Source organism: Streptomyces sp. NPDC058459, assembly GCF_042721685.1.
Lineage (GTDB): Bacteria > Actinomycetota > Actinomycetes > Streptomycetales > Streptomycetaceae > Streptomyces.
Map to the genome: position 1 here is coordinate 1 of NZ_JBHXLV010000089.1, position 25,184 is coordinate 25,184.

The window sequence follows — 25,184 nt, forward strand, 5'->3', positions numbered from 1 at the left end:
TCGTCCGTGTGCGCGGGCCGCCCGCAGCCGGTCCCTCCGTTCCGGCGGGCGCGGGAAGCGATAATGATCGTCCTGTTGTCGGTGCGGCCCGGTACGCTCGAAAGCACGATGACAGAGGATCTCTCACCGGCCGAGCGGTACGCGGCGTCCCGGGTGCGGGCAGCCGAGCAGGCCACCGCGCTCGCGGGCTTCCGCGAGATGTACGACTTCGGCCTCGACGACTTCCAGGTGGAGGCCTGCTCCGCGCTGGAGGGCGGCAAGGGCGTCCTGGTGGCCGCCCCCACCGGCTCCGGCAAGACCATCGTGGGCGAGTTCGCCGTCCACCTCGCCCTGGAGCAGGGCAAGAAGTGCTTCTACACGACCCCCATCAAGGCGCTGTCGAACCAGAAGTACGCCGACCTGTGCCGCCGCTACGGAGCGGACAGGGTCGGCCTCCTCACCGGCGACAACAGCGTGAACTCCGACGCCCCGATCGTCGTCATGACGACCGAGGTGCTGCGGAACATGCTGTACGCGGGCTCCCGGACCCTGCTGGGCCTCGGCTACGTGGTCATGGACGAGGTGCACTACCTCTCCGACCGCTTCCGGGGCGCCGTCTGGGAGGAGGTGATCATCCACCTGCCCGAGTCGGTGACCCTGGTGTCGCTGTCGGCGACCGTGTCCAACGCCGAGGAGTTCGGCGACTGGCTGGACACCGTGCGCGGCGACACCGAGGTGATCGTCTCCGAGCACCGGCCGGTCCCACTGTTCCAGCACGTACTGGCCGGGCGGCGGATGTACCACCTGTTCGAGGAGGGCGAGGGCAGCAGGAAGGCCGTCAACCCCGACCTCGCCCGGCTGGCCCGGATGGAGGCCACCCGGCCCTCCTACCAGGACCGCAGGCGCGGCCGTGCCATGCGCGAGGCCGACCGGGAGCGGGAGCGCCGGCAGCGCCAGCGCGCCTGGACGCCGGGCCGCCCCGAGGTCATCGAGCGCCTGGACGCCGAGAGCCTGCTGCCCGCCATCACCTTCATCTTCAGCCGCGCCGGCTGCGAGGCCGCCGTCCAGCAGTGCCTGCACGCGGGCCTGCGGCTCAACGACGAGGACGAGCGGGAAGAGGTGCGCGCCCTGGTCGAGGAGCACACCGCCAACATCCCGCCGGAGGACCTGCACGTCCTCGGCTACTACGAATGGCTGGAGGGCCTGGAGCGCGGCATCGCCGCCCACCACGCCGGCATGCTGCCGACCTTCAAGGAGGTCGTGGAGGAGCTGTTCGTGCGCGGCCTGGTCAAGGCCGTGTTCGCCACCGAGACCCTGGCGCTGGGCATCAACATGCCCGCCCGCTCGGTGGTGCTGGAGAAGCTCGTCAAGTGGAACGGCGAACAGCACGCCGACATCACCCCCGGTGAGTACACCCAGCTCACCGGCCGGGCCGGCCGGCGCGGCATCGACGTCGAGGGCCACGCCGTGGTGCTGTGGCAGCGGGGGATGAGCCCCGAGCACCTGGCCGGGCTCGCGGGCACCCGCACCTATCCGCTGCGCTCCAGCTTCAAGCCGTCGTACAACATGGCGGTCAACCTGGTCGAGCAGTTCGGGCGGCACCGCTCGCGGGAGCTGCTGGAGACGTCGTTCGCGCAGTTCCAGGCCGACAAGTCGGTCGTCGGGATCTCCCGGCAGGTGCAGCGCAACGAGGAGGGCCTGGAGGGCTACAAGGACTCCATGACCTGCCACCTCGGCGACTTCGACGAGTACGCGCGGCTGCGCCGCGTGCTGAAGGACCGGGAGACCGAGCTGGCCCGGCAGGGCGCCGACCAGCGGCGCGCCGAGGCCGCCGTCGCGCTGGAGAAGCTCAAGCCGGGCGACATCATCCATGTCCCCACCGGCAAGTACGCGGGCCTCGCCCTGGTCCTCGACCCCGGCGTGCCCGCCGGGCGGACCGGCGGGCACCGCGGCTTCGACCACCACGACGGGCCCCGCCCGCTGGTGCTCACCGCCGAACGGCAGGTCAAGCGGCTGGCGTCCATCGACTTCCCCGTCCCGGTGGAGGCGCTGGACCGGATGCGCGTCCCGAAGACGTTCAACGCCCGCTCCCCGCAGTCCCGCCGGGACCTCGCCTCCGCGCTGCGCACCAAGGCCGGGCACATCCCGCCGGAGCGTGCCCGCAAGAAACGTGCGCAGGCCGCCGACGACCGGGAGATCGCCCGGCTGCGCACCGAGATCCGCGCACACCCGTGCCACGGCTGCGACGACCGCGAGGACCACGCCCGCTGGGCCGAGCGCTACCACCGGCTGCAGCGCGACACCTCGCAGCTGGAACGGCGCATCGAGGGGCGTACCAACACCATCGCGCGGACCTTCGACCGGATCGTGGCCCTGCTGACCGAACTGGACTATCTGCGCGGCGACGAGGTCACCGCCAACGGCAAGCGGCTCGCCCGGCTCTACGGCGAGTTGGACCTGCTGGCCAGCGAATGCCTGCGCGAGGGCGTGTGGGAGGGGCTCGGCCCCGCCGAACTCGCCGCCTGTGTCTCGGCGTTGGTGTACGAGTCGCGGGTGAGTGACGACGCCGTGGCGCCCAGGCTGCCGTCCGGGCCGGCCCAGGCCGCGCTCGGCGAGATGGTGCGCATCTGGGGGCGGCTGGACGCGCTGGAGGAGGACTTCCGGATCAGTCAGACCGAGGGGGTCGGGCAGCGGGAGCCCGATCTCGGGTTCGCCTGGGTCGCCCACCAGTGGGCCTCGGGCAGGGGGCTCGACGAGGTGCTGCGGGAGGCGGAGATGCCCGCGGGGGACTTCGTCCGGTGGACGAAGCAGGTCATCGATGTTCTCGGCCAGGTTGCCGCGGCCGCTCCCGCGCAGGGCTCGACGGTCGCCAAGAGCGCGCGCAGGGCTGTTGATCAGCTGCTGCGGGGGGTTGTCGCCTACTCGTCCGTGGGGTGAGGTTCGCACGCGGGTGCGGAGGGTCGTGGCCGGTCGCGCGGCCCCCCGCGTCTCCGAGAAGGGTCGGCTCCGTCGGCCCTTTTTGTATGCCCGCCCGAGGTTACCAAGCGTGTTCGAATGGGTGCTCCCTGTGTAAATGGGGGTGACGGTACTCCCGTTGTCCGGGGGATTTCAGGTGCTTGCCGAATATGACACGGGGGTGTCCCGGTCGGATTAGGCTCGCCCGCGGCGGACCGGGTTGAGCTGGATTCGGACGCCTGTTCCCCTATATACCTTTCCTTCCCAGAAGGCATCCATGGTGAGTGTTCAGAAACCGCCCGGTGTCCGTGAACGTCCTTACGCGCAGGTGCTGTTGCCGCCCGCCCTGGTGATGGCCGCGGTGACCGCGGCCGCCGTGTTCCTGGTGCCGGGCGCCGCCCGGACCGCCGTGGCCTGCTGCGGGCTGGTGGCCACGCTGCTGCTGCTCGCCACCGCGGGCGAGGTGGTGCGCCGCGGGCGTGAACTCCGGTCCGTACAGGCCGAGAACGCCCGGCACACCGCGTATCTGGAGCAGTGCGTCGCCGCCCATGACGCGGAGATCGTCCGGCTCGGCTCCGAAGTGCTGCCCCTGGCGCTCGGGAGGCTGCGCGGAGGTGAGCGGCTGCGTGACGTCCTGCGCAACGTCGTCGACGAGGACCCCGAGCTGCGTCATCTTCCCCAGTCCCAGCGCAAGTTGCTCCGCATCGCGCTGCGCGGTGCCGAGCACGAGATCAACATGCGGGACGCCACCCAGCGGGCGTTCGTCACCACCGCCCGGCGCGTGCAGGCCATCGTCCACCAACAGGCCAAGGAACTGCGGGAGATGGAGGAGGACCACGGCCGCAACGCCGAGGTCTTCGACGACCTGCTGCGCGTCGACCACGGCACCGCGCTGATCGGCCGCCTCGCCGACTCGATCTCGGTGCTCGGCGGCGGCCGTCCGGGCCGCCAGTGGCCGGTGCCCGTCTCGCTCTACAGCGTGCTGCGGGGCGCGATGTCCCGCATCCTGGAGTTCCCCCGGATCAATCTCGCCTCGATCGTCAACATCAACATCAAGGGCACCTCGGTCGAGCCGGTCATCCACGCGGCGGCCGAGCTGTTCGACAACGCGACCCGGTACTCCCCGCCGTCGACCAAGGTGCATGTCACCGCCTTCGAGGTGCAGACCGGCCTCGCCATCGAGATCGAGGACGCCGGGGTCAGCCTCAGCGAGGAGGGGCGGGCCCGCGTCGAGCAGATGATCCTGGACGCCCGCGCCGACGACGACGCGCACAACCTCGGTGACAGCCCCCGGCTGGGCCTCGCCGTGGTCGGCCGGCTGTGCAACGCCTTCAGCATGGACGTCTCGCTGCGCGCCTCCGCGTACGGCGGCGTCCGCGCCATCCTCGTCGTGCCGCGCGACATGCTCACCACCGAGCCCGGTGTCGGCGCCGCGCACGGTATCGGGGCCACCGCCGTGCCGATGCCCGAACTCGGCGCGCTGGAGGGCCCCAAGCGCCCGCCCAAGCGCCGCCGCCCCACCGCCCCGCGCATCCCCGCCGCCCCCCTCGCGGTGGAGGACGACGTCCCCGAGGTCACCGAGTGGACGGCGAACGGGCTGCCGCAGCGCCGCAGCCGGGTGACGGTGCCGCTCAGCCGGCGCTGGGCCGAACAGGCCGCCGTCGAACAGGCCGAGCGCGAGGGCCGCCCCACCATGTGGTCCCGCCCCGAACCGGCACCCCGGACCGTCCCCGACCCCGAGCGGCAGAAGCTTCTCGACCGCGAACCGGGTATGTGGGTCGACGCGTTCTGGGACGGCATGAAGAAGGGCAACGAGGGCGCCCACCCGACCGACTTCACCCGGAATCCGACCGCCTACCTGCATCTGATCGACGACTCGGCCGACACCGGGGCCGGCGACGAGAGGGAGCCCAAGTGATCCAGCAGCGTGCCAACTTCGACTGGATGCTCAAGCAACTGCACGACGGCGTACCCGGTATCGAGATGATCGTGGTGCTCTCCTCGGACGGCCTGCGCATCGCCCGCTTCGGCGGCGACCCCGACGCCGCCGACCGGGTCGCCGCCGCCTGTGCCGGGGTGCAGAGCCTGGCCGGCGCGGTCGCCCAGGAACTGCCGGGCAGCAGCGGCGAGATGAAGCTCGTCGTCATCGAGATCGACGCCGGCTACTTCTATCTGATGGCCGCCGGTGACAACGCCTACCTCGCCGTCCTCGCCGACGTGGTGTGCGAGCCCGGCCGGATGGGGGGCATGATGCGCGACCTCGTGGTCCGGATCGGCGCCCACCTCACCAGTCCGCCCCGGCGCGGCGGGCAGGCTGTATGACTCCGCGACGCAGACGGCGCCTGCCGCAGGAGGCGCCCTCCCCGCCGCCGGCCGCCCCCGGGGCGGGCGACGAGGGGGAGAGCGGCAACCCCGAGCGGCTGTACGCCGTCACCGGCCTGCACGACGGCGGCCGGGCGCGGCTCGATCTGGTCACCCTGATCGTGGCGCCCTCGGCGCCCCCGCCGTCCGGCACCCCCGAACAGGCGGCCGTGCTCCGGCTCTGCTCGTCACCCCTGTCCGTGGCCGAACTCTCGGCCTACCTCGGCCTGCCGTTCAGCGCGACGACCGCGCTGCTCTCCGAGCTGATCGGCGGCGGCCTGGTGCGGGCCCACGCCCCGGTCGTCCGCCAGGCCCTCCCCGACCGGACCCTCCTCGAAGCGGTGATGCATGGACTTCAACGCCTCTGACGCCGCCCCCGCCGCGATCCCCGGCCCGCGCACCGAGGAACGCCTCCCGCAGACCGCCCAGGCCGCGGTGAAGATCGTGATCGTGGGCGGCTTCGGCGTCGGCAAGACCACCATGGTCGGCTCGGTCAGCGAGATCAGACCGCTGACCACCGAGGAGACCATGACGCAGGCCGGGATCGGCGTCGACGACGACTACGGCTCCGAGACCAAGACGGCCACCACCGTGGCCATGGACTTCGGCCGCATCAGCATCACCGGGAAACTGGTGCTGTACCTCTTCGGCACCCCCGGCCAGGAACGGTTCTGGTTCCTGTGGAACCGCCTCTTCGAGGGCGCGCTCGGCGCGGTCGTCCTGGTCGACACCCGCCGCCTGGACGTCAGCTTCGACGTCATGGGCCGCCTGGAGGAGCGCGGCGTGCCGTTCATCGTCGCCGTCAACTCCTTCCCGGACGCGCCCCGGTACGCGATCGAGGAGCTGCGCGGCGCGCTCGACCTGGCCCCGGAGATCCCGATCGTCGAATGCGACGTACGCCGCCGCGCCTCCAGCCGGGACACCCTGCTGACGCTGATGCACTTCCTGCACTCCCTCGCCCGGTCCGGCGCCCTGACCTGACCGGGCGCGCGAACCCCACCAGCCGTTTCCCCGAAAGCGATCACTGTGACGCCTGAACCCCAGACCCCGGCAGGCACCCCCGGCACCGCGCCCGGCCCGCCGCCGGGCTGTCCCGCGCACGGCACCGGCCCCGGCGGCCTGCACCGGCTGTACGGCCCCGGCGCGCTCGACCTCGACGCCCTCTACGAGCGGCTGCGCGAGAAGCACGGCCCGGTCGCCCCCGTACTTCTCCACGACGACGTACCCATGTGGGTGGTCCTCGGGCATGCCGAGAACCTGCACATGGTGCGCAGCCCCTCGCAGTACACCCGGGACAGCCGGGGCTGGACCCCGCTGCTGGAGGGCATGGTCAAGCCCGACCATCCGCTGATGCCGCACATCGCCCGGCAGCCGATCTGCGCGCACGCCGAGGGCGACGAGCACCAGCGGCTGCGCGCGGCCGTCACCGCCGCCATGGCCACCATCGACGAGCGCGGGCTGCGCCGGTCCATCAACGGCTCCACCCAGGAACTCGTCAACCGCTTCTGCGGACGCGGCCGGGCCGATCTGGTCTCCCAGTTCGCCGAGCAGCTGCCGATGGCCGTGATGTGCGAGATCCTGGGCATGCCCGAGGAGTACGGCGACCGGATGGTGCAGGCCGCCCGGGACGCGCTCAAGGGCACCGAGACCGCCAACGAGAGCCATGCCTACGTCATGGGCGCGCTCAGCAGGCTCACCACCCGGCGCCGGGCCCGGCCCGAGGACGACGTCACCAGCCACCTGATCACGCATCCGGCGGGGCTGACCGACGACGAGGTCCGCGAGCACCTGCGGCTGCTCCTCTTCGCCGCGTACGAGACCACCGCCAACCTGCTGGCCAACGCGCTGCGCATGGTGCTGACCGAACCGGGCTTCCGCGCGCGGCTGGGCGGCGGGCAGATGACGGTGCCGGAGGCGATCGAGCAGTCCCTGTGGGACGAGCCGCCGTTCAGCACCGTCCTCGGCTACTACGCCAAGCAGGACACCGAGCTGGGCGGGCAGCGCATCCGGCGGGGCGACGGGCTGCTGTTCGCGCCCGCGCCGGGCAACCTCGACCCGCGGGTACGCCCCGACCCGACCGCGCACATGATGGGCAACCGATCCCATCTCGCCTTCGGCGGGGGGCCGCACGAATGCCCCGGGCAGGGCATCGGGCGGGCGGTCGCCGACATCGGGGTGGACGCCCTGCTGACCCGGCTGCCCGACATCCGGCTGGAGTGCGCCGAGGAGGATCTGCGCCGGCGGTCCTCGATCGCGTCCCGGCATCTGCTGGCGCTGCCGGTGCTGTTCGAGCCCAAACCGAAGCAGGACGTCAACCGGGCGCCCAGCATGTCGTCGCTCCACCCGCACCGGGAGGATCAGCGGCTGGAGCCGCCGCGGGAGCGGGCGGAGGCGAAGGCGTACCAGCGGGAGGGGCTGGTGGAGAAGACGGCGGACGAACGGGCGGAGCCGGTCCCGTCCGCCGCGCCGCCCGCCCCCCGGCCGACGCCGACGCCTGCGAACGAGCCGCCGAGCCGCTGGCAGCGGATGTGGCGGTGGCTGCTCGGGGAGTAGGCCGGGCGGAGGTCAGGAGCCCGCCCACTCCTCGGGGGAGGTCCACGCCTGGAGCGTGCGCCCGCTGACGAAGCGGTGCCGGGCGCCGGTGACGGGATCGGTGAACTCCAGCTCACGGGCGAGGAGTTGGAGAGGCCGGCGGAAGTCGCCTGGCGCGGTCGCGGGGGCGACCTCCGGGTAGAGGGGGTCGCCGAGGATGGGGACGCCGAGCGCGTTCAGGTGCACCCGCAGCTGGTGGGTCCGGCCCGTGACGGGCAGCAGCCGGTAGCGGGCCAGGCCGTCCTGCTCGCGGTGGCCGGCGATCTCCACCCGGGTCACCGCGTTGGGCTCGCCCGCCACCTCCCGCGCGGCCAGCACCCCGCGCTCCTTCAGGATGCGGCTCCGCACGGTCCGGGGCAGCTCAAGCTCCGGGTCGTACCGGGCGACGGCCTCGTACTCCTTGCGTACCAGGCGGTCTCTGAACAGGCCCTGGTAGGCGCCGCGTTCGGCGGGGTGGACGGTGAACAGGGCCAGGCCGGCGGTGAGCCGGTCAAGCCGGTGGGCGGCGCCCAGTCCGGGCAGGCCGAGGTCGTGCCGGAGACGGGCGAGCAGGGTCTCGGTGACATGGGAGCCGCGCGGGGTGGTCGCCAGGAAGTGCGGCTTGTCGGCGACGACGATGTGCTCGTCCCGGTACACCACCTCGACCGGGAACGGCACCGGCACCTCCGGCGGCAGCTCGCGGTGGAACCACACGGACATCCCCGGCCGGTACGGTGCCTCCGGCGCCACCGGCACCCCGTCGGCGCCCACCACCGCCCCGGCGTGGAACATCGCCTCGACCATTCCGGGACCGGCGCCCGTGAGGCGCGCCACGAGATGCTCGCGCACCGTGGCCCACCCCCCGTCCCCCCTGTGCACGGGCAGCCGCACCCGCACGGGGTCGACACCCCGGCGCTGGGGGAGCGGGGCGGGCGGGGGCGGCGTACGGCGTCTCATCAGGACCCCAGGATACGGCGCGGGCAATTCGGTTGGCCGGGTGCCGGACGCTTGGCAGGATGCCGCGTATGCCGTTTCTCACCAGCCCGGTGCTGCCCGAAGGGACCCTCTCCCGCCGGCCGCAGCCCGAGATCCCGGCCGGCGCCGGGCTGCTCCTGCGCCCCTGGCGGGCCGGGGACGCGCCCGCCGTCCATGCCGCCTTCCAGGACCCGACGCTCAACCAGTGGCACGCCAGGTCCTGCGACTCCCCGGAGGAGGCCGCCGGCTGGATCGAGAACTGGCACGCGCAGTGGGCGCGCGAGACCGACGCCCAGTGGGCCGTGGTGCACGCGGACACCGGCGAGCTGCGCGGCCGGGCCGCGCTGCGGGAGATCCAGTTGCGGGACGGCGTGGCCGAGGTGGCGTACTGGACGGTGGCGCGGGCGCGCGGACAGGGCGTCGCCCGGCACGCCACGGACGCGCTGGTGCGCTGGGCGTTCCAGGACATCGGCTTCAACCGGCTGGAGCTGATGCACGCCACGGCCAACGAGGCGTCCTGCCGGGTCGCCGCCAAGGCCGGCTTCGCGGTGGAGGGCACCCTGCGCCGGGCCGTGCTGCACCCGGACGGCTGGCACGACATGCACCTGCACGCCCGGCTCAGGGGCGACTGACCCGCCGTTCCCGCCCCCTCACACGGCGGCGGTCTCCTGCTCGGCCTCGATCCGCGCGTTCCACTCCGGCTTGCTGGCCTGCCAGCCGTCCTCGTTGTGACCCAGGCGCCAGTAGCCGGAGATCGACAGGTCCTCGCGCGGAAGCTGGGCCTCCACCCGCAGCAGCCGGCGCAGCTCCTTCACGAAGGACGCCTCACCGTGCACGAAGGCGTGCGGGCGGCCCTCGGGGAACCGAAGCGCCCGTACGGCCTCCAGCAGGGCCTCGCCGACCGGGCGGTCCCCGCGGTGCAGCCAGACGACCCGCACATCGGAGTCGATCTTCTGCTCCTCCTCGGGACCGGCCACCTCCACGAAGGCGTGCGCGAGGGTGCCCGGCGGCAGGGTCTCCAGCGCGCGGGCGATGGCGGGCAGCGCGCTCTCGTCCCCGACGAGCAGGTGCCAGTCGGCCGTCACATCGGGGGCGTAGGCGCCGCCGGGGCCGAAGAAGCGCAGGGTCTCGCCGGGGCGGACCCGGGTGGCCCAGGGCCCGGCCAGGCCCTCGTCACCGTGGATCACGAAGTCGAGGGTCAGCTCCCGGTGCTCGGCGTCCCAGGCACGCACGGTGTACGTACGGGTCACCGGCCACCGCTCGCGGGGGAGTTCGGCCTGGAGCCGCTCCAGGTCGAAGGGCTCCGGGTAGGTCATGCCGACCACCGGGGCGAAGAGGAGCTTCACATAGTGGTCGGTCCAGGCGTCGGCCGAGAAGTCGGCCAGTCCGGCGCCGCCGAGCACGATCCGCTGGACGTGCGGGGTCAGCCGCTCGGTGCGCACCACCTGGGCGGAATGGAGCTTGCGCGGCTTACGCCCCGGACGCTCTGCCATGACGGCCTCCTACTGCCTTGGTTAGGTTTGCCTAAGCTAGCACCTCGCGCCGATGTCCCCCCGGCGTGGGGGGTTCCTCAGTCCAAGCATTTCCCTCGCGGAGGGGGTCGTACTCACGCCTCCAGGGTGCTCAGCAGCCGCTGGAGGGAGCCGCCGAGGCCCCAGCGGGCCGCGAGCGCGTCCAGGGCGGCCGGGTCGCGCGGGGTGTGCGGCAGCGCGGTGTCGACCTCGGGCACGGGAACGTCGGCGGCGACCCGGACGACCTTCGGGGCGACCGCGAGATAGGGGGCCGCCTCGGTGAGGCGCCGCCGCTGGGTCGGGGTGAGCTTCGCCTTCGGGTCGTCCACGGCCGCGATGATCCCGGCCAGGTCCCCGAACTCGGCGAGCAGCTTCGCCGCCGTCTTCTCCCCGACGCCGGGCACGCCCGGCAGGCCGTCGCTCGGGTCGCCGCGCAGCAGCGCCAGGTCCGCGTAGCCACGGCCGTCCACACCGTATTTCTCGCGCAGCCACGCCTCGTCGGTGAGCTGGAGGGTGCCGACGCCCTTGAGCGGGTACAGGACCCGGATCCCGCGGGCGTCGTCCACCAGTTGGTACAGGTCGCGGTCGCCGGTGACGATGTCGACCGGGCCGTCCGCGCGGGTGGTGAACGTGCCGATCACGTCGTCCGCCTCGAAGCCGGCCACGCCCACGCGGGCGATGCCCAGCGCGTCCAGCACCTGCTCGATCACCGGGACCTGCGGGGAGAGGGTGTCCGGGACCTCCTCGGCGTCCGGCGCGCCCTCGTGCTCCTCGGCCACCCGGTGCGCCTTGTAGGAGGGGATCAGGTCGACGCGCCACTGGGGGCGCCAGTCTGCGTCCATGCAGGCCACCAGCCGGTCCGGGCGGTGGTCCTTGACCAGGCGGTCGACGAAGTCCAGCAGTCCGCGCACTGCGTTCACCGGGGTGCCGTCCGGGGCCCGCACGGAGTCCGGCACGCCGAAGTAGGCGCGGAAGTACAGCGAGGCAGTGTCGAGAAGCATCAGTCGTCCGGTCACGCTCGCATCATGCCGCACCCCACCGACAGCGGGCCCGCGCATCGGCCGCCGGTGCCCGGCCAGTACGTCCGCACCGGCCTGGAGGCCCGCGTCCCGAAGGCCGGCGAGGGCCAGGAGCGGGACGCGGTCGGCACCTGGCTCCGGGCCGCCGGGTCCACCACCGTGGAGATCCGGCCAATCACAGAGCGCCACGGAGTCCGGCCGGCGGGAACACCTGGGGCGGTCCGCGCCTTGAAGCAGGTGAACGCCGCGGAACACCGAGGTACGGCGGGCCGCGGCCCTGGCGTGAACCGTGGGGTACCGGCCCGGCGGCGGCGCGGGATGTGAGAGGCGCGTGAAACGGTTTGCCGAACGTGCGTAGGGTGCAGACAACTCAGGACGGGGACACCCGGCCCGAGGTGTCCGGGCAGCCGCGCCACGCGTGAAGGAGGGAGCCGCAGCGATGGGCGACCACAAAGAGCGACAGCCCGTGCGGGTCGGCGCGGCCGTCAGGCGACGCCGCCGGACGCTCGAACTCACCCTCGCGGTCGTGGCCGAGCGCAGCGGCCTCTCGGTGCCCTTCCTCAGCCAGGTGGAGAACGACCGGGCCCGCCCGAGCCGCACCTCCCTGGAGAAGCTCGCCGACGCGCTGCGCACCACGGCCGTGGAACTCCTCGCCGCCGCGGACCCCGCCTGCAGCGTGGACGTCGTACGCGGGGAGCCGGTCGCCGACGGCGACTTCGCCGCCCGTACCCGCGCCCTGGTGCGCGGCCACCACCAGCTGCACGCCTCCGAGTTCACCGGCGACCACGACGCGGGCCGCGAGTTCCAGCACCGCAACGACGAACTGATGTACGTCGCGGACGGTGCCGTGGAGATCGAGGCCGAGGGCCGCGCCTACCGCCTCGGCCGGGGCGACACCCTGTATCTGACCGGAGGCGTCCGCCACCGCTGGCGGGCCACCGTGCCGGACACCCGGGTGATCGTGGTGGCCGTCGCCGAACACATCGAGGCGGTCCAGGACCGGTCCCGGTAGTGCGGGTCGTCTCCCTCGTCCCCTCCCTGACCGAGGCGGTCGCGGTGAGCCTGCCCGGTGTCCTCGTCGGGGCCACCGACTGGTGCGAGCGCCCGGCCGGCCTCGATGTCGTCCGGATCGGCGGCACCAAGAACCCCGACACCGCGCGGATCGCCGCCCTGGCGCCCGACCTGGTGATCGCCAACGAGGAGGAGAACCGCGCCCCCGACCTCGACGCCCTGCGCGCGGCGGGCGTCCCCGTGCTGGTCACCGAGGTGCGGACGGTACCGCAGGCGTTCGGCGAGCTGGAGCGGGTGCTGTCGGCGTGCGGTGCCGCGAGCCGGCCCGACTGGCTGGTGCGCGCCGAGGCGGCCTGGGCCGCGCTGCCGGAGTCGCAGCGGCCGGTGAGCGCCGTGGTGCCCGTCTGGCGCCGCCCCTGGATGGTGCTCGGCCGGGACACCTTCGCGGGCGACGTCCTGGCCCGGCTCGGCGTGCGCCACCTCTACGCAGCACACCCCGAGCGCTACCCCCGCGTCCCGCCGGCCGAGCTGAACGCGGCGGCTCCCGAGCTGGTCGTGCTGCCCGACGAGCCGTACCGCTTCACCGCCGACGACGGCCCCGAGGCGTTCCCCCACCTGCCCTGCGCCCTGGTCAGCGGACGGCACCTGACCTGGTACGGACCCTCGCTGCTCGAAGCCCCCCGCGTGCTGGCCGGGGCGCTGGCAGCAGCGCGCCGCTGAGCAGGCCGCGCACGGTGCCGGTGGCCGCCACGGCCCAGGCGAGGAGGAGCAGGGCGTACAACCCGGCCGCCAGCCCCGCGTAGACGGCCAGGCCGGTGTGCCGGGCCAGGGAGGCCGCGCCGGTGACACAGGTGCCCACCGGGAAGGTGAACGCCCACCACGTCAGCCCGAACCGCATGCCCCGCCGCCGCGCCCGCACCACCTGCGCGGCGGCGAACACCAGCCAGAACAGCGCGAACCCCATGACCGGCACCCCGTACAGCACGGCGAACACGGCGAGCCCCCGGTCGTACGGCGCCGGCACCACGCCCGGCGCCAGGTCCGCGAGCGCGCCGGTGGCGGTGGTGGACTGGCCCAGCGGGCCGAGGACCAGGAACAGGGCCGGGGTCAGCGCCAGTGGCAGCGGGCCGTGGAGCAGCAGGCGGGCCAGGAGCAGGGGCAGCATCAGCAGCGTGGCCGACAGGCTCAGCCCGAAGAGCGCCAGACAGCCCAGCAGCAGCGTCTCGCGCGGCCGGCCCGGCGGCAGGTACGGCACCAGGGCTGGGCCCAGCGCGGCCGACACCATGGGCGCGACCAGCGGGAGCAGCCACACCGGGGTGGCGTCGGCGAGGCCGGGCCGGTGCCGGGTCACCATCAGGTACGGCACCGCCACGGCCGCCGCGAGCCCCAGCGCCGTACCGGCCGTGAACAGCACGGCGTCCAGGGCGACGGCCGCGGGCGTGCCGGTCCAGTACCGGCCGGCCGGGAGCGCGCCACCGCCCACCGCGAGCAGGGCCATGGCCGCGCAGCCGTGGAACGGGGCGGTCGCCGGGTCGAGGAGGTGGGCGCGGGCCTGGTCACGGTGGTGGGTCCAGTGCAGCGCGCGGGCGACGAGGAGGACGAGCAGCAGGAGCAGGGAGAGGGCCCACAGGGCGGCGCAGAGCCGGCGGAGAGGCGAGGGGAGTGCGGCGCCCGCCGAGCCGGCGATCGCCGTGCCCATGACGGCGGCGTACCAGTTCGGGCCGAGGTGGCGGAGGCGGGCTGCGGTGACCATGTCACCAGCCTCCTGGCCTGGATCGGCGCTGACCAGGGAGTTCGTTGCTATGGGGGCATAAGGTGGTCTTATGAGCGAAGAGCAGGCGAGAGGCGGTTCGCTGACGCACCGGGTGCCGGATCTGGGGGCGCTGGAGCTGCTGCTGGCCGTGGCCCGGCTGGGCAGTCTCGGGGCGGCCGCGCGCGAGCTGGGCATCACCCAGCCCGCCGCCAGCAGCCGGCTGCGCTCCATGGAACGGCAGCTCGGCGTCGCCCTGGTCGACCGCTCGCCGCGCGGCTCCCGGCTCACCGACGCGGGCGCCCTGGTCACCGACTGGGCGCGGCAGGTCGTGGCGGCGGCCGAGGCGTTCGACGCGGGCGCCCAGGCGCTGCGCGCCACGCGGGACTCCCGGCTGCGGGTCGCGGCCAGCATGACCATCGCCGAGTATCTGCTGCCCGGCTGGCTGCTCGCGCTGCGCGCCGGGCGGCCGGACACGGCGGTGTCGCTGCTCGCGGGCAACTCGGCCAAGGTCGCCGAACTCCTCCTGGCGGGCGAGGCCGACCTCGGTTTCGTGGAGGGGCTGACCGTCCCCACCGGCCTGGACTCGGCCGTCATCGCCCACGACCGCCTCATCGTCGTCACCGCCCCCGGCCACCCCTGGGCACGCCGCCCCCACCCGCTGAAGGCGGCGGAACTGGCCGCCACCCCGCTCATCCTGCGCGAACGCGGCTCCGGCACCCGGCAGGTCCTCGACGCGGCCCTCGGCGCCCCGGCCCGCCCCCTGATCGAACTCTCCTCCACCACGGCCGTGAAGGCGGCCGTGGGCAGCGGCGCAGGCCCCGCCGTCCTCAGCGAACTGGCGGTGGGCGAGGAACTGGCGACCCGGCGCCTGGTCGGCATCCCGGTGGAGGACGTCTCCCTGCGCCGTGACCTGCGCGCCGTCTGGCCCATGGGCCACCGGCCGGCAGGCCCGGCGAGGGAACTGCTGTCGCTGACCCGGAGTCAGTGACGGTCCGGGCCGGCGGCGGCGATCAGCGCGCGCATCACCCGGTCGTCCGTGCCCATCTCCGGGTGCCACTGGACGCCCAGCACCCAGTCCTCGGGCGCGGGTAGTTCGACGGCCTCGATCGTGCCGTCGGCGGCGTGCGCCGAGGGGACCAGGCCGGGGGCGAGGCGGTCCACGGCCTGGTGGTGGTGGGTCGGGACGCTGGTGCCGTCCGGCTGGATGGCCGCGTACCGGGTGCCCGGCACCGGGTGCACCGGATGCGCGCCGAAGACGCCGACCGTCTCCACATGGCCGTCGAGATGCTGGACGAGGGTGCCGCCCAGGGCGACGTTGAGCAGCTGCATGCCCCGGCAGATGCCGAGCAGCGGGACACGTGCGGCCAACGCGGCCTCGATCAGGGCGAGTTCCCAGGCGTCCCGGGCGGGGGCTGGCGGGCCGCAACGGGGGTCGCGTACGGCGCCGTAGCGGGCCGGGTCGACGTCCGGGCCGCCCGTGACGACCAGGCCGTCCAGGCGGGCCACCACCTCCGGCGCCCGTGCCGGGTCATCGGGCGGGAGCAGGGCGGGGAGGCCGCCGGCCCGGCTCACCAGGCGCGGGTAGGCGGCGGGCAGGAGCGCGGCCTCCAGTTCCCAGACGCCCCAGCGGGCGCCCGCCTCCAGATACGTACTCACGCCGATCAGCGGCCGTCCGCCCAGGTCGTCCATGTGCCCTCCAAAGGTGCTCGCGCATACCTTTGCAGAGCGAGGGTCACGCCAGGAAGCCCCGCAGGAGTGCCGCCGTACCCGCGCAGTGCTCGCGCGCGATCTCCCGCGCCGCCTCCGCGTCCCCCTCCAGCACCGCCTCCACCAGTGCGCCGTGCTGGCGCTGCGAGTGCTCCAGGTTGCGCACCAGCAGCGGGATGCAGTCCAGCAGGTCGTTGACGCCCGCCCGGACCGACGCGTACCGGGCGGCCAGCGAAGGCGAGCCGCACAGCTCGGCCAGGGTGAGATGCAGCAGGGTGTCCCGGCGCCGGTAGTCAGCGAGCGGGGCGTCACGGGTGCGGTCCAGCGCCCGCCGCAGCCGGCCGGCGCCCTCCTCGGTCAGCCCGTGCGCCGCGCACAGCCCGGCCGCGCCCACCTCCAGCACCTCGCGGAAGCGCAGCACGTCCTCGATGTCGACGTCGGCCGTACGGCGCCGCAGCTCGTCCTCGCCGACCCCGTCCGCCCGGCGCAGCACGAATGTGCCGCCGTACCGCCCGCGCCGCGACTCCACCAGCCCCTGGTCGTGCAGCACCCGCAGCACCTCACGCAGCGTCACCCGGCTGATCCCCAGCCGATCCGCCAGCTCCCGCTCGGCGGGCAGCCGTTCACCGTCCGGTACCAGACCGAGCCGGACCACCTGGAGGATCTGCTCCAGCGCCTCCTCGAAGCCGTTGCCCGCCCGCACCGGCCGCAGCACCGCGCCGAGCCGGTCACTCCCCTCCCCGGCCTCCCGGGCCTCCGTCTTCCGTGGCATCCGGTCGCGCCCCCTTCCCAACCAATGGTTCCCCGCCATACCTTATGGCTCGCGGCCGTCCTCGACGGCCGGCGGTGGCTCCCCGGCCGGTCCGCGCGCAGCATGCCCAAGGAGGCCCTCCCGTGGCAGAACGCACACCCCCGCTGAGCGTCGAGGAGCTGCGGGCCCTGGTCGCCGGCGGGGACATCGACACCGTCGTGCTGGCCTTCCCCGACATGCAGGGACGGCTCCAGGGCAAGCGGTTCGCCGCCCGCTTCTTCCTCGACGAGGTACTCGAGCACGGCACCGAGGGCTGCGACTACCTCCTCGCGGTCGACACCGAGATGAACACCGTCGACGGCTACGAGATGTCCTCCTGGGACCGGGGCTACGGCGACTTCGCCATGCGCCCCGACCCCGCCACCCTGCGCCGGCTGCCCTGGCACCCCGGCACCGCCCTGCTCATGGCCGACCTCGCCTGGGCGGACGGCAGCCCGGTCACCGCGGCCCCGCGCCAGATCCTGCGCCGCCAGCTGGAGCGGCTCGCCGTGCTGGGACACACCGCCCAGGCCGGTACCGAGCTGGAGTTCATCGTCTTCAAGGACAGCTACGAGCACGCCTGGGACACCGGCTACCGGGGGCTGACCCCGGCCAACCAGTACAACATCGACTACTCCGTCCTCGGCACCGGCCGCGTGGAGCCCCTGCTGCGCCGGCTGCGCAACGAGATGGCGGGCGCGGGCCTCACCGTCGAGTCCGCCAAGGGGGAGTGCAACCCCGGCCAGCACGAGATCGCGTTCCGCTACACCGAGGCCCTGCGCACCTGCGACCAGCACGCGGTGTACAAGACCGGCGCCAAGGAGATCGCGGCCCAGGAGGGCATGGCGCTCACGTTCATGGCGAAGTTCAACGAGCGGGAGGGCAACTCCTGCCACATCCACCTCTCGCTCGCCGACGAGGACGGCCGGAGCGTGATGGCCGGGGACGACGGCATGTCCGAGGTGATGCGGTACTTCCTGGCCGGACAGCTCGCCGCGCTGCGCGACTTCTCGCTGCTGTACGCGCCGAACATCAACTCCTACAAGCGCTTCCAGCCGGGCTCCTTCGCGCCCACCGCGGTCGCCTGGGGCCACGACAACCGCACCTGCGCGCTGCGCGTCGTCGGCCACGGCCCCTCGCTGCGCTTCGAGAACCGGCTGCCCGGCGGTGACGTCAACCCGTACCTCGCCGTCGCAGGGCTCGTCGCCGCCGGGCTGTACGGCGTCGAGCAGCGGCTCGAACTGCCCGAACCCTGCGCGGGCAACGCCTACACGGCCGACTGCGAGCAGGTGCCCACCACCCTGCGCGAGGCCGCCCAGCTCTGGCAGACCAGCCCGATCGCCGAGGCCGCCTTCGGCGAGGACGTCGTCGCGCACTACGCCAACATGGCCCGCGTCGAACTGGCCGCCTTCGACGCCGCCGTCACCGACTGGGAACTGCGCCGCTCCTTCGAACGCCTGTGAACAGCCCGCCGCCCGTGAACGCTGTGCACACCCCTGAAAGGTGACACCCCCGTGACGGACCCGCACGAGCTGCACGTGATCAACCCCGCCACCGGGGAGCCCCTCGCCACCGTCCCCGCCGCGAGCGCCGACGACGTGCACACCGCCGTCGTCCACGCCGGCCTGGCCCAGCCGGCCTGGGCCGCCCTCGCCCCCGCCGACCGCGCCCGGCTGCTGCGCGGCTTCGCCGGCGCCGTCGACGCGCACAGCGAGGAACTCGCTCTGCTGGAGGTCCGCGAGGCGGGCCACACCCTGGGCAACGCCCGCTGGGGGGCCGGCAACGCCCGCGATCTGCTCCTCTACGCGGCCGGCGGCGCCGAACGCCTCCTCGGCAGCCAGATCCCGGTGCCCGGCGGCTGGAACGTCACCTTCCGCGAACCCCTCGGCGTGGTCGGCGTCATCGCGCCCTGGAACTTCCCCATGCCCACCGCCGCCTGGGGCTCCTTCCCGGCGCTCGCCGCGGGCAACGCCGTCGTCCTCAAGCCCGCCGAGACGACCCCGCTCACCGCGCTCCGCCTGGCCGAACTCGCCCTGGAGGCGGGCCTGCCCGAGCATCTCTTCCAGGTGCTGCCGGGACACGGCCACACCGCCGGACGCGCCCTTGTGGACCATCCGGGCATCGCCAAGATCGTGTTCACGGGGTCCACCCGTACCGGACGCGAGGTCATGGAGCGCTGCGCCCGGCAGGCCAAGCCGGTCACCCTCGAACTCGGCGGCAAGAGCCCCAACATCGTCTTCGCCGACGCCGACCTGACATCCGCCCTCGATCCCTTCTCCTTCCTCGACAACGCCGGCCAGGACTGCTGCGCCCGCACCCGCGTCCTGGTCCAGCGCGAGGTCTACGACGAGGCCCGCGCCCTCCTCGCTGACGCCCTCGCCGCGGTCGTCGTGGGTGACCCGGCCGACGAGAAGACGCAGATGGGCCCACTGATCTCCCGCGCCCAGCTCGACCGCGTCCGCTCCTACGTCCCCGACGGCGCCCCCGCCCTGCGCGGCACCGCCCCGGACGGACCCGGCTTCTGGTTCCCGCCGACCGTGCTCACCGACGCGGCCCCCGACAGCCCGGCCGCCCGCGAGGAGATCTTCGGGCCCGTCGCCGTCCTGCTGCCCTTCGACGACGAGCGGGACGCGATCCGGCTCGCCAACGACACCCCCTACGGGCTCTCCGGCTCCATCTGGACCCGCGATCTCGGCCGCGCCCTGCGCGTCTCCGGGGCCGTCCGCGCGGGCAACCTGTCCGTCAACTCCCACTCCAGCGTCCGCTACTGGACCCCGTTCGGCGGCTTCAAGCAGTCCGGACTCGGCCGCGAACTCGGCCCGGACGCCCTGACCGCCTTCACCGAGACCAAGAACGTCTTCCTCAGCACGGAGGGGCCCGCCTAAGTGACCGAGACCGAAGCTCCCGTCTGCCGCCGCCTGGTCGGCCGCACCGCCGTCGTCACCGGAGCCGGCAGCGGCATCGGGCTGGCCACCGTGCGCCGGCTGGCCGCCGAGGGCGCCCGCGTGGTCTGCGCCGACATCGACGAGACCAGCGGCAAGGCCGCCGCCGAGGGGGTGGACGGCCTGTTCGCGCGGACCGACGTCACCGACCCCGGACAGGTCGAGGCGCTGTTCGAGGCCGCCCACGACGCCTACGGCAGCGTCGACATCGCCTTCAACAACGCCGGTATCTCACCGCCCGACGACGACTCCATCCTGGACACCGGTCTTGAGGCGTGGAAGCGGGTGCAGGAGGTCAACCTGACCTCCGTCTACCTGTGCTGCAAGGCCGCGCTGCCCTACATGCGGCGCCAGGGCCGGGGTTCCATCATCAACACCGCCTCCTTCGTGGCCCGGATGGGCGCGGCCACCTCGCAGATCTCGTACACCGCGTCCAAGGGCGGAGTGCTCGCCCTGTCCCGCGAACTCGGGGTGCAGTTCGCCCGCGAGGGCATCCGGGTCAACGCCCTGTGCCCCGGCCCGGTCGACACCCCGCTGCTCCAGGAGCTGTTCGCCACCGACCCCGAGCGGGCCGCGCGCCGCCTGGTGCACATCCCGCTGGGCCGGTTCGCACGGGCCGACGAGATCGCCGCCGCCGTCGCCTTCCTCGCCAGCGACGACGCCTCCTTCGTCAACGCCACCGACTTCCTGGTGGACGGCGGCATCTCCGGCGCGTACGTCACGCCGCTGTAGCCGAAAGGTGTACGGTCCCCGTCCCATGCGACAGCTACTCGCCTGGTCCCTGGCCGCGGCCGCCGCCCTCACGGCCGCCCCCGCCCCCACCGCGGCGGCAGCCCCGTCGAACTGTCCGAGGCTGAGCACCAGTTGGTACGGCGACAACCGCGCGCACCTCCAGCGGGTCATCGACTCCTACGGCACCTGTTCCGGACACCGCGGCGCGGTCGCCGCGTTCGACTGGGACAACACCGTCACCAAGAACGACGTCACCGACGCCACCCTCTCCTGGGCCCTGCGCCACGACGCGCTGCCCCGCCCCGCCCGCTGGAAGGACACCAGCGCCTGGATGACCGCCGCCAGGGACCGCGCGCTCACCGCCGCCTGCGACACCGGCGCGGACGGCTCCCTGCGCACCTCGGACCGGTCCCGCTGCACCGACGAGATCGTGGAGATCCGGGAGAAGGGGACCACGACGAGCGGTGCCGCCGCCTTCGCCGGCACCTGGAACCACCGGCGCACCGTCCCGCGGTACGCCTGGGTGCCCCAGCTCTTCGCCGGCCGCACCCCGGCCCAGCTCTCCTCGTACGCGGCCGCCGCCCGCACCGAGGCGCTGGCCGCCCCCGTCGGCGCCACCCGCACCCTGGGCACCCACACCGTCCCCGCCTACGTCCGCTACTACGACCAGCAGCGCGACCTCATCCGCACCCTGAGGCGGGCCGGATTCCGGGTGTACATCGTCTCGGCCGGCTCCGAGCCGGTCACCGAGGTCTGGTCGCGCGGGGTCGGCGTCGACGCCGCGCACACCATCGCCATCCGCTCCGTCCTCGACCAACGCGGCCGCATCACCACCCGCAACGAGGGCTGCGGCGGCACCGGGGCGAACAAGGGCGAGGTCATCCCGTACATCGACGGCAAGCGGTGCTGGATCAATCAGGACGTCTACGGGATTCGCGGCCCCGCCGCCTGGCGGAAGCAGCCCCGGGGGCAGCGGATCGCCGTAGGCGCCGGCGACGCGGACACCGACGTCACCTTCGTCTCCGACGCCACCGGCGCCCACCTGGTCCTCGACCGCCACAAGGCCGAGCTGATGTGCCGGGCCCACGACGACGCGGACGGCCGCTGGGTGATCAACCCGATGTTCATCGAGCCGCTGCCCCGCAGGACCGACCCGTACCCCTGCTCCACGACCGCCTACAACGCCCCCGACGGCGGCCACACCCCGCTGCTCCGCCCGGACGGCTCGGTGGTGCCGGACCAGGCCGGCACCGTGTACTGAGGGCCCGTCAGAGGAACGCGTGGCCCTCGCCCCGGTAGGTGGGCACGGTCGCCGTGACCGTGTCCCCCTCCACCAGGTGCAGCACGTCGAACCGCTCGCACAGCTCACCCGCCTTGGCGTGCCGGAACCACACCTTGTCGCCGATCAGCAGGTCGTCGGCGGGCGAGCCCAGCAGCGGCGTCTGCACCTCCCCGGCACCCTCCTGCGGGTCGAAGCGCAGCCCCTCCGGCAGATACGGCACCGGCAGCCGGTCCGCGCCCGGAGCGCCCGACGCCGGATAGCCGCCGCCCAGCACCGTCACCACGCCCACCCCGGGCCGCCGGACCACGGGCAGCGCGAACAGGGCGGCCGGACGGCCCCTGAACGACGTGTAGTTGTCGAACAGCCGAGGCAAGTACAGCCCCGAACCCGCCGCGATCTCCGTCACCGCGTCCTCGGCCGCCGTGTGCTGCACACTGCCCGTGCCACCGCCGTTGACGAACTCCAGCTCCGGCGCCACCGCCCGCACCGCCCGTACGGCCGCCCCGCGTCGCTCGGCCAGCTCCCGCCGGGCCGCCGTCTGCATCAGCCGCACGGCACGCGAACGCACCGGCCGCCCGGCCAACGCGTCGCCCACGCCCGCCACATGACCCTCGTACCCCATCAGACCCACCAGCCGGAAGCCCCGCCGTCGGCTCACCGACCGGGCCAGCGCGGCCAGTCGGGCGGGGGAGTGCAGCGGGGAACGGCGGGCGCCCACCCGGAACCGGCCGCCGAGCAGACGTAGCGAGGTGTCCAACTCCAGGCAGACCTTGACCACTTCACGCCCGCCCGCCCGCGAGGCGTCGATCAGGTCCAGCTGGGCCACGTCGTCCACCATCACGCTGACCGAGGCGGCCAGCTTGGGATCGGCGGCCAGTTCCGCGTACCCCGCCCGGTCGGCGGACGGGTAGGCCAGCAGCACGTCGTCGAAGCCCGAACGCGCCAGCCACAGCGACTCGGCCAGCGTGAACGACATGACCCCCGCGAAACCCTCCCGCGCCAGCACCCGCTCCAGCAGGGCGCGGCAGCGCACGGACTTGGAGGCGACCCGGATCGGCTTGCCGTCCGCCCGGCGCACCAGATCCGCGGCATTGGCGTCGAAGGCGGCCAGATCCACGAGGGCGAGCGGGGCGTCGTAGGCGGCGGTGGCCCGGTCGTACCGGGCCCGGTCGGCGGTACGCGCAGTCATGACGGCAGCCTGCCAGACGCGATTACCAGAGGGTAGGGGGATGTTCCGGGCAGATGCCCCGGCCGCACCGACCGGGTCCGTCCCGCCGGCCCGGAACCCGTAAAGTGACGCGCACGCACGGCGGAAAACACCCGGCCGCGGCGCTGAACCGGGATGCCGGTCCAGCCGTACGGGTATGCGTGCCCGGACGGAACTCGTCCTACGGGCCGCGGCCGCCGACCACGACGGCCCGCGCACGAGAGTCGGCCCGGTCGCCAGGAAACGGGGGGTGCATGAGCACGGAAGCGCGCCGCGCCCCGTTCCCTCCCCGCCCCACCGAGGACCCGGTACCCGCCCGGAAGGCCGAACCGGACCTCCCTCCGGTCGAGGACGAGCCCTCGGTGTTCGCCCCGCGCCGCCCGCTGGAGCGGCCCCGCGAGACCCGGTCGCCCGTCCCGGAGGCCCGGCTCACCACACCCCCGCCGCCCCCGCCGGCCTCCGCCCGCTTCCCCGACACCCCGCCGCCGACGCGCGTCCCGGCCGAGTCGCCCGCGGAGGTCCCCACCTGGCCGCGGCCCGTACCTGCGGCCCCCGAGCCGCCCGCCTGGAGCCCGGCCCACGCTCCCGCGCCCGACCCCGCCCTGTCCTGGAACGCGCCCTGGCCGGCCGGCGAGTTCGGGCAGCGCGAGCGGTACATCGGGCAGCCCGAGCCGTACATCGAGCAGCCCCAGCGGTACATCGGGCAGCCCGAGCCGTACGAGGAACCCGCGCGCGGGCTCGGGCCGCTGGCCCGGCTGCGCAGCCGTACCGGCGTCGCCGCCGTCTGTGTCGTCCTCGGGCTCGGCCTCATCGGCGGTGCGCTGGCCGGGAGTCTGCTCACCGGGAAGGACAGCGAAGCCGCCGCCGACAGCGGGTTCGCCACCGCCGGGGCGCTCTGGCACAACGCGCCCGTCGACCAGCTCTTCCCGCCCACTGTCGAGGGCACCGGCGCCGGACCCGGCGGAGCCGACCGCAGCTGGACCCGGATCGCGGTGGCCCCCGACACCGGCTGCGCCGGCGCCTTCGACCCGCTGCTGCTGCGCGCCCTCGCCCCCGTCGGCTGCGCCCGCCTGCTGCGCGCCACCTACACCGACGCCACCCAGACCCATGTCACCACCGTCGGCCTGCTGTTCACCAAGGCCGACCCCGCCGCCATGACCGGGCTCGCCGCCCGCTTCCGCGACGAGCGCCTGGACCGCCGCACCGACCTGCTGCCCCTGCCCTACCCCGCCAAGGGCACCCCCGCCGCCGGGTTCGGCGCCAGGCAGCGTGCGAGCTGGACGGTCAGCGTCCTCACCGACGCCCCGGTCGTCGCCTTCGCCGTCTCCGGCTGGGCCGACGGCCGGACCGTCGACACCCCGCAGCCCGCCGCGGAGGCCGTACGCTCCGGCGCCACCTCCGCACCCGCGCAGGCCGGCCTCGGCAACGAGGCCCAGGGGCTCGCCGACCGCATCCAGCGGCGACTGCGCAAGACCGTCAGCCCGGCCACGGAGAAACCCTCATGAGGCGCCGTGTCCGCACCGCGTCGAGTCTGCTGCTCGCCGGCGGGCTCGTCCTGCTGCCCGCCTCCGCCGCCCACGCCGACGGCATCCGCGCCCAGCAGTGGGGGCTGTCCGCGCTCCACCTCAGTGAGGCATGGCGCACCACCCGGGGGCAGGGCGTCACCGTCGCCGTCCTGGACACCGGGGTGGAGGACGACCACCCCGACCTCGCCGGCAACGTGCTGCCCGGCAAGGACATGGTCGGCTTCGGCGCCGGTCCTGGCGACCGCGCCTGGGCCCGGCACGGCACCGCCATGGCCGGCATCATCGCCGGTCACGGACACGGACCCGGCAACGGCTCGGGAATCATGGGCGTCGCGCCCGAGGCGAAGATCCTCCCCGTCCGGGTCATCCTGGAGGACAAGGACCCCGCCCGCGGCAAGGCCCGCGTCAGCCGGGGCAACGCCCTCGCCGACGGCATCCGCTGGGCCGCCGACCACGGCGCCGACGTCATCAACCTCTCCCTCGGCGACGACTCAGACTCCGCGCACCCCGAGGCCGGGGAGGACGAGGCCGTGCAGTACGCCCTCCGCAAGGGCGTCATCGTGGTCGCCTCGGCGGGCAACGGCGGCGACAAGGGCGACCACGTCTCCTACCCGGCCGCCTACCCCGGCGTCATCGCCGTCACCGCCGTCGACCGCTACGGCACCCGCGCCTCCTTCTCCACCCGCCGCTGGTACGCCGCCGTCAGCGCGCCCGGCGTGGACGTCGTCATCGCCGACCCCGACCACCGCTACTACGAGGGCTGGGGCACCTCGGCCGCCTCCGCCTTCGTCTCCGGCGCGGCCGCCCTGCTCAGGGCGGACCGCCCGAAGCTGACCCCGCCCCAGATCAAGAAGGTGCTGGAG

24 protein-coding genes are annotated in these 25,184 nt (G+C 74.0%); 17 read left to right on the forward strand and 7 right to left on the reverse strand.

Features of this window, described 5'->3' with window-relative positions; genetic code table 11:
* The first annotated feature begins 63 nt into the window (after positions 1-63).
* From ACFWN1_RS18155 to ACFWN1_RS18180, 6 genes are all read left to right on the forward strand, one after another.
* Positions 64-2,916: a DEAD/DEAH box helicase gene (locus ACFWN1_RS18155; protein ID WP_384362979.1), complete on the forward strand. Its 2,853-nt coding sequence runs from the start codon at positions 64-66 to the stop codon at positions 2,914-2,916.
* A gap of 295 nt (positions 2,917-3,211) precedes the next feature.
* The gene (locus ACFWN1_RS18160; RefSeq protein ID WP_384362981.1) at positions 3,212-4,852 is read left to right on the forward strand and encodes an ATP-binding protein; all 1,641 of its coding nucleotides are present in this window, start codon (positions 3,212-3,214) and stop codon (positions 4,850-4,852) included.
* Positions 4,849-5,256, forward strand: coding sequence for a roadblock/LC7 domain-containing protein (locus tag ACFWN1_RS18165; protein ID WP_384362983.1), 408 nt, complete (start codon positions 4,849-4,851; stop codon positions 5,254-5,256). The genes ACFWN1_RS18160 and ACFWN1_RS18165 overlap by 4 nt, the downstream gene beginning before the upstream one ends.
* Entirely contained in the window at positions 5,253-5,663 is a 411-nt protein-coding gene (locus ACFWN1_RS18170) for a DUF742 domain-containing protein (protein ID WP_384362985.1), read from the forward strand. The genes ACFWN1_RS18165 and ACFWN1_RS18170 overlap by 4 nt, the downstream gene beginning before the upstream one ends.
* Positions 5,644-6,276 (forward strand): ATP/GTP-binding protein, encoded by a 633-nt coding sequence (locus ACFWN1_RS18175; RefSeq protein ID WP_384362987.1) that lies wholly within the window; start codon positions 5,644-5,646, stop codon positions 6,274-6,276. The genes ACFWN1_RS18170 and ACFWN1_RS18175 overlap by 20 nt, the downstream gene beginning before the upstream one ends.
* Positions 6,277-6,321: 45 nt before the next feature.
* Complete coding sequence (locus ACFWN1_RS18180; protein ID WP_384362989.1) at positions 6,322-7,848, forward strand: cytochrome P450; 1,527 nt, start codon at positions 6,322-6,324, stop codon at positions 7,846-7,848.
* A 12-nt stretch (positions 7,849-7,860) separates the two neighbouring features.
* Here ACFWN1_RS18180 and ACFWN1_RS18185 read toward each other — a convergent pair whose 3' ends face one another.
* On the reverse strand, positions 7,861-8,823 hold the full coding sequence (locus tag ACFWN1_RS18185) for a pseudouridine synthase (protein ID WP_384362991.1): 963 nt from the start codon (positions 8,821-8,823) through the stop codon (positions 7,861-7,863).
* Between the two features lie 68 nt (positions 8,824-8,891).
* Here ACFWN1_RS18185 and ACFWN1_RS18190 point away from each other — a divergent pair, with 68 nt between their 5' ends.
* Complete coding sequence (locus tag ACFWN1_RS18190; RefSeq protein WP_384362993.1) at positions 8,892-9,473, forward strand: GNAT family N-acetyltransferase; 582 nt, start codon at positions 8,892-8,894, stop codon at positions 9,471-9,473.
* Between the two features lie 18 nt (positions 9,474-9,491).
* Here the strand turns inward: ACFWN1_RS18190 and ACFWN1_RS18195 are convergent, their stop codons facing one another.
* The gene (locus ACFWN1_RS18195; protein WP_384362995.1) at positions 9,492-10,334 is read right to left on the reverse strand and encodes a siderophore-interacting protein; all 843 of its coding nucleotides are present in this window, start codon (positions 10,332-10,334) and stop codon (positions 9,492-9,494) included.
* A gap of 113 nt (positions 10,335-10,447) precedes the next feature.
* A complete protein-coding gene (locus tag ACFWN1_RS18200) occupies positions 10,448-11,368 on the reverse strand; it encodes a 5'-3' exonuclease H3TH domain-containing protein (RefSeq protein ID WP_384362997.1) in 921 nt (306 codons plus the stop codon).
* Between the two features lie 9 nt (positions 11,369-11,377).
* Between ACFWN1_RS18200 and ACFWN1_RS18205 the strand changes: the two genes are divergently transcribed.
* From ACFWN1_RS18205 to ACFWN1_RS18215, 3 genes are all read left to right on the forward strand, one after another.
* The gene (locus ACFWN1_RS18205; protein ID WP_384362999.1) at positions 11,378-11,695 is read left to right on the forward strand and encodes a hypothetical protein; all 318 of its coding nucleotides are present in this window, start codon (positions 11,378-11,380) and stop codon (positions 11,693-11,695) included.
* Between the two features lie 115 nt (positions 11,696-11,810).
* Entirely contained in the window at positions 11,811-12,383 is a 573-nt protein-coding gene (locus tag ACFWN1_RS18210; protein WP_161149496.1) for a helix-turn-helix domain-containing protein, read from the forward strand.
* Positions 12,383-13,102: a helical backbone metal receptor gene (locus ACFWN1_RS18215; RefSeq protein WP_384363001.1), complete on the forward strand. Its 720-nt coding sequence runs from the start codon at positions 12,383-12,385 to the stop codon at positions 13,100-13,102. Before ACFWN1_RS18210 ends, ACFWN1_RS18215 begins: the two co-directional genes overlap by 1 nt.
* On the opposite strand, the gene ACFWN1_RS18220 is transcribed toward ACFWN1_RS18215, so the two are convergent.
* On the reverse strand, positions 13,014-14,135 hold the full coding sequence (locus ACFWN1_RS18220; RefSeq protein WP_384363003.1) for a TDT family transporter: 1,122 nt from the start codon (positions 14,133-14,135) through the stop codon (positions 13,014-13,016). The genes ACFWN1_RS18215 and ACFWN1_RS18220 overlap by 89 nt on opposite strands.
* A gap of 70 nt (positions 14,136-14,205) precedes the next feature.
* On the opposite strand from ACFWN1_RS18220, the gene ACFWN1_RS18225 reads away from it, so the two are divergent.
* Positions 14,206-15,123 (forward strand): LysR family transcriptional regulator, encoded by a 918-nt coding sequence (locus ACFWN1_RS18225; RefSeq protein ID WP_384363005.1) that lies wholly within the window; start codon positions 14,206-14,208, stop codon positions 15,121-15,123.
* Here ACFWN1_RS18225 and ACFWN1_RS18230 read toward each other — a convergent pair.
* Both ACFWN1_RS18230 and ACFWN1_RS18235 read right to left on the reverse strand, forming a co-directional pair.
* A complete protein-coding gene (locus tag ACFWN1_RS18230) occupies positions 15,117-15,824 on the reverse strand; it encodes a gamma-glutamyl-gamma-aminobutyrate hydrolase family protein (RefSeq protein WP_384363007.1) in 708 nt (235 codons plus the stop codon). The two genes, ACFWN1_RS18225 and ACFWN1_RS18230, sit on opposite strands and share 7 nt — an antisense overlap.
* A 43-nt stretch (positions 15,825-15,867) precedes the next feature.
* Positions 15,868-16,614 (reverse strand): FadR/GntR family transcriptional regulator, encoded by a 747-nt coding sequence (locus ACFWN1_RS18235; protein WP_384363009.1) that lies wholly within the window; start codon positions 16,612-16,614, stop codon positions 15,868-15,870.
* A gap of 122 nt (positions 16,615-16,736) precedes the next feature.
* Between ACFWN1_RS18235 and ACFWN1_RS18240 the strand changes: the two genes are divergently transcribed.
* From ACFWN1_RS18240 to ACFWN1_RS18255, 4 genes are read left to right on the forward strand one after another with little or no spacing between them, the layout of a single operon-like run.
* Entirely contained in the window at positions 16,737-18,095 is a 1,359-nt protein-coding gene (locus ACFWN1_RS18240) for a glutamine synthetase family protein (RefSeq protein WP_384363011.1), read from the forward strand.
* A 51-nt stretch (positions 18,096-18,146) separates the two neighbouring features.
* Positions 18,147-19,517 carry an aldehyde dehydrogenase family protein gene (locus tag ACFWN1_RS18245; RefSeq protein WP_384363013.1) on the forward strand — a complete coding sequence of 457 codons (1,371 nt, stop codon included), beginning with the start codon at positions 18,147-18,149 and terminating at the stop codon, positions 19,515-19,517.
* The gene (locus tag ACFWN1_RS18250) at positions 19,518-20,306 is read left to right on the forward strand and encodes a 3-oxoacyl-ACP reductase (RefSeq protein ID WP_384363015.1); all 789 of its coding nucleotides are present in this window, start codon (positions 19,518-19,520) and stop codon (positions 20,304-20,306) included.
* Positions 20,307-20,331: 25 nt separating this feature from the next.
* Positions 20,332-21,567, forward strand: coding sequence for a haloacid dehalogenase-like hydrolase (locus ACFWN1_RS18255; protein ID WP_384363017.1), 1,236 nt, complete (start codon positions 20,332-20,334; stop codon positions 21,565-21,567).
* Between the two features lie 7 nt (positions 21,568-21,574).
* Here the strand turns inward: ACFWN1_RS18255 and ACFWN1_RS18260 are convergent, their stop codons facing one another.
* A complete protein-coding gene (locus ACFWN1_RS18260; protein ID WP_384363019.1) occupies positions 21,575-22,777 on the reverse strand; it encodes an amino acid deaminase/aldolase in 1,203 nt (400 codons plus the stop codon).
* A 272-nt stretch (positions 22,778-23,049) separates the two neighbouring features.
* On the opposite strand from ACFWN1_RS18260, the gene ACFWN1_RS18265 reads away from it, so the two are divergent.
* A complete protein-coding gene (locus tag ACFWN1_RS18265; protein ID WP_384363021.1) occupies positions 23,050-24,300 on the forward strand; it encodes a hypothetical protein in 1,251 nt (416 codons plus the stop codon).
* The coding region (gene mycP / locus ACFWN1_RS18270; protein ID WP_384363023.1) for a type VII secretion-associated serine protease mycosin at positions 24,297-25,184 on the forward strand (888 nt) is incomplete at its 3' end. The genes ACFWN1_RS18265 and mycP, both read left to right, overlap by 4 nt.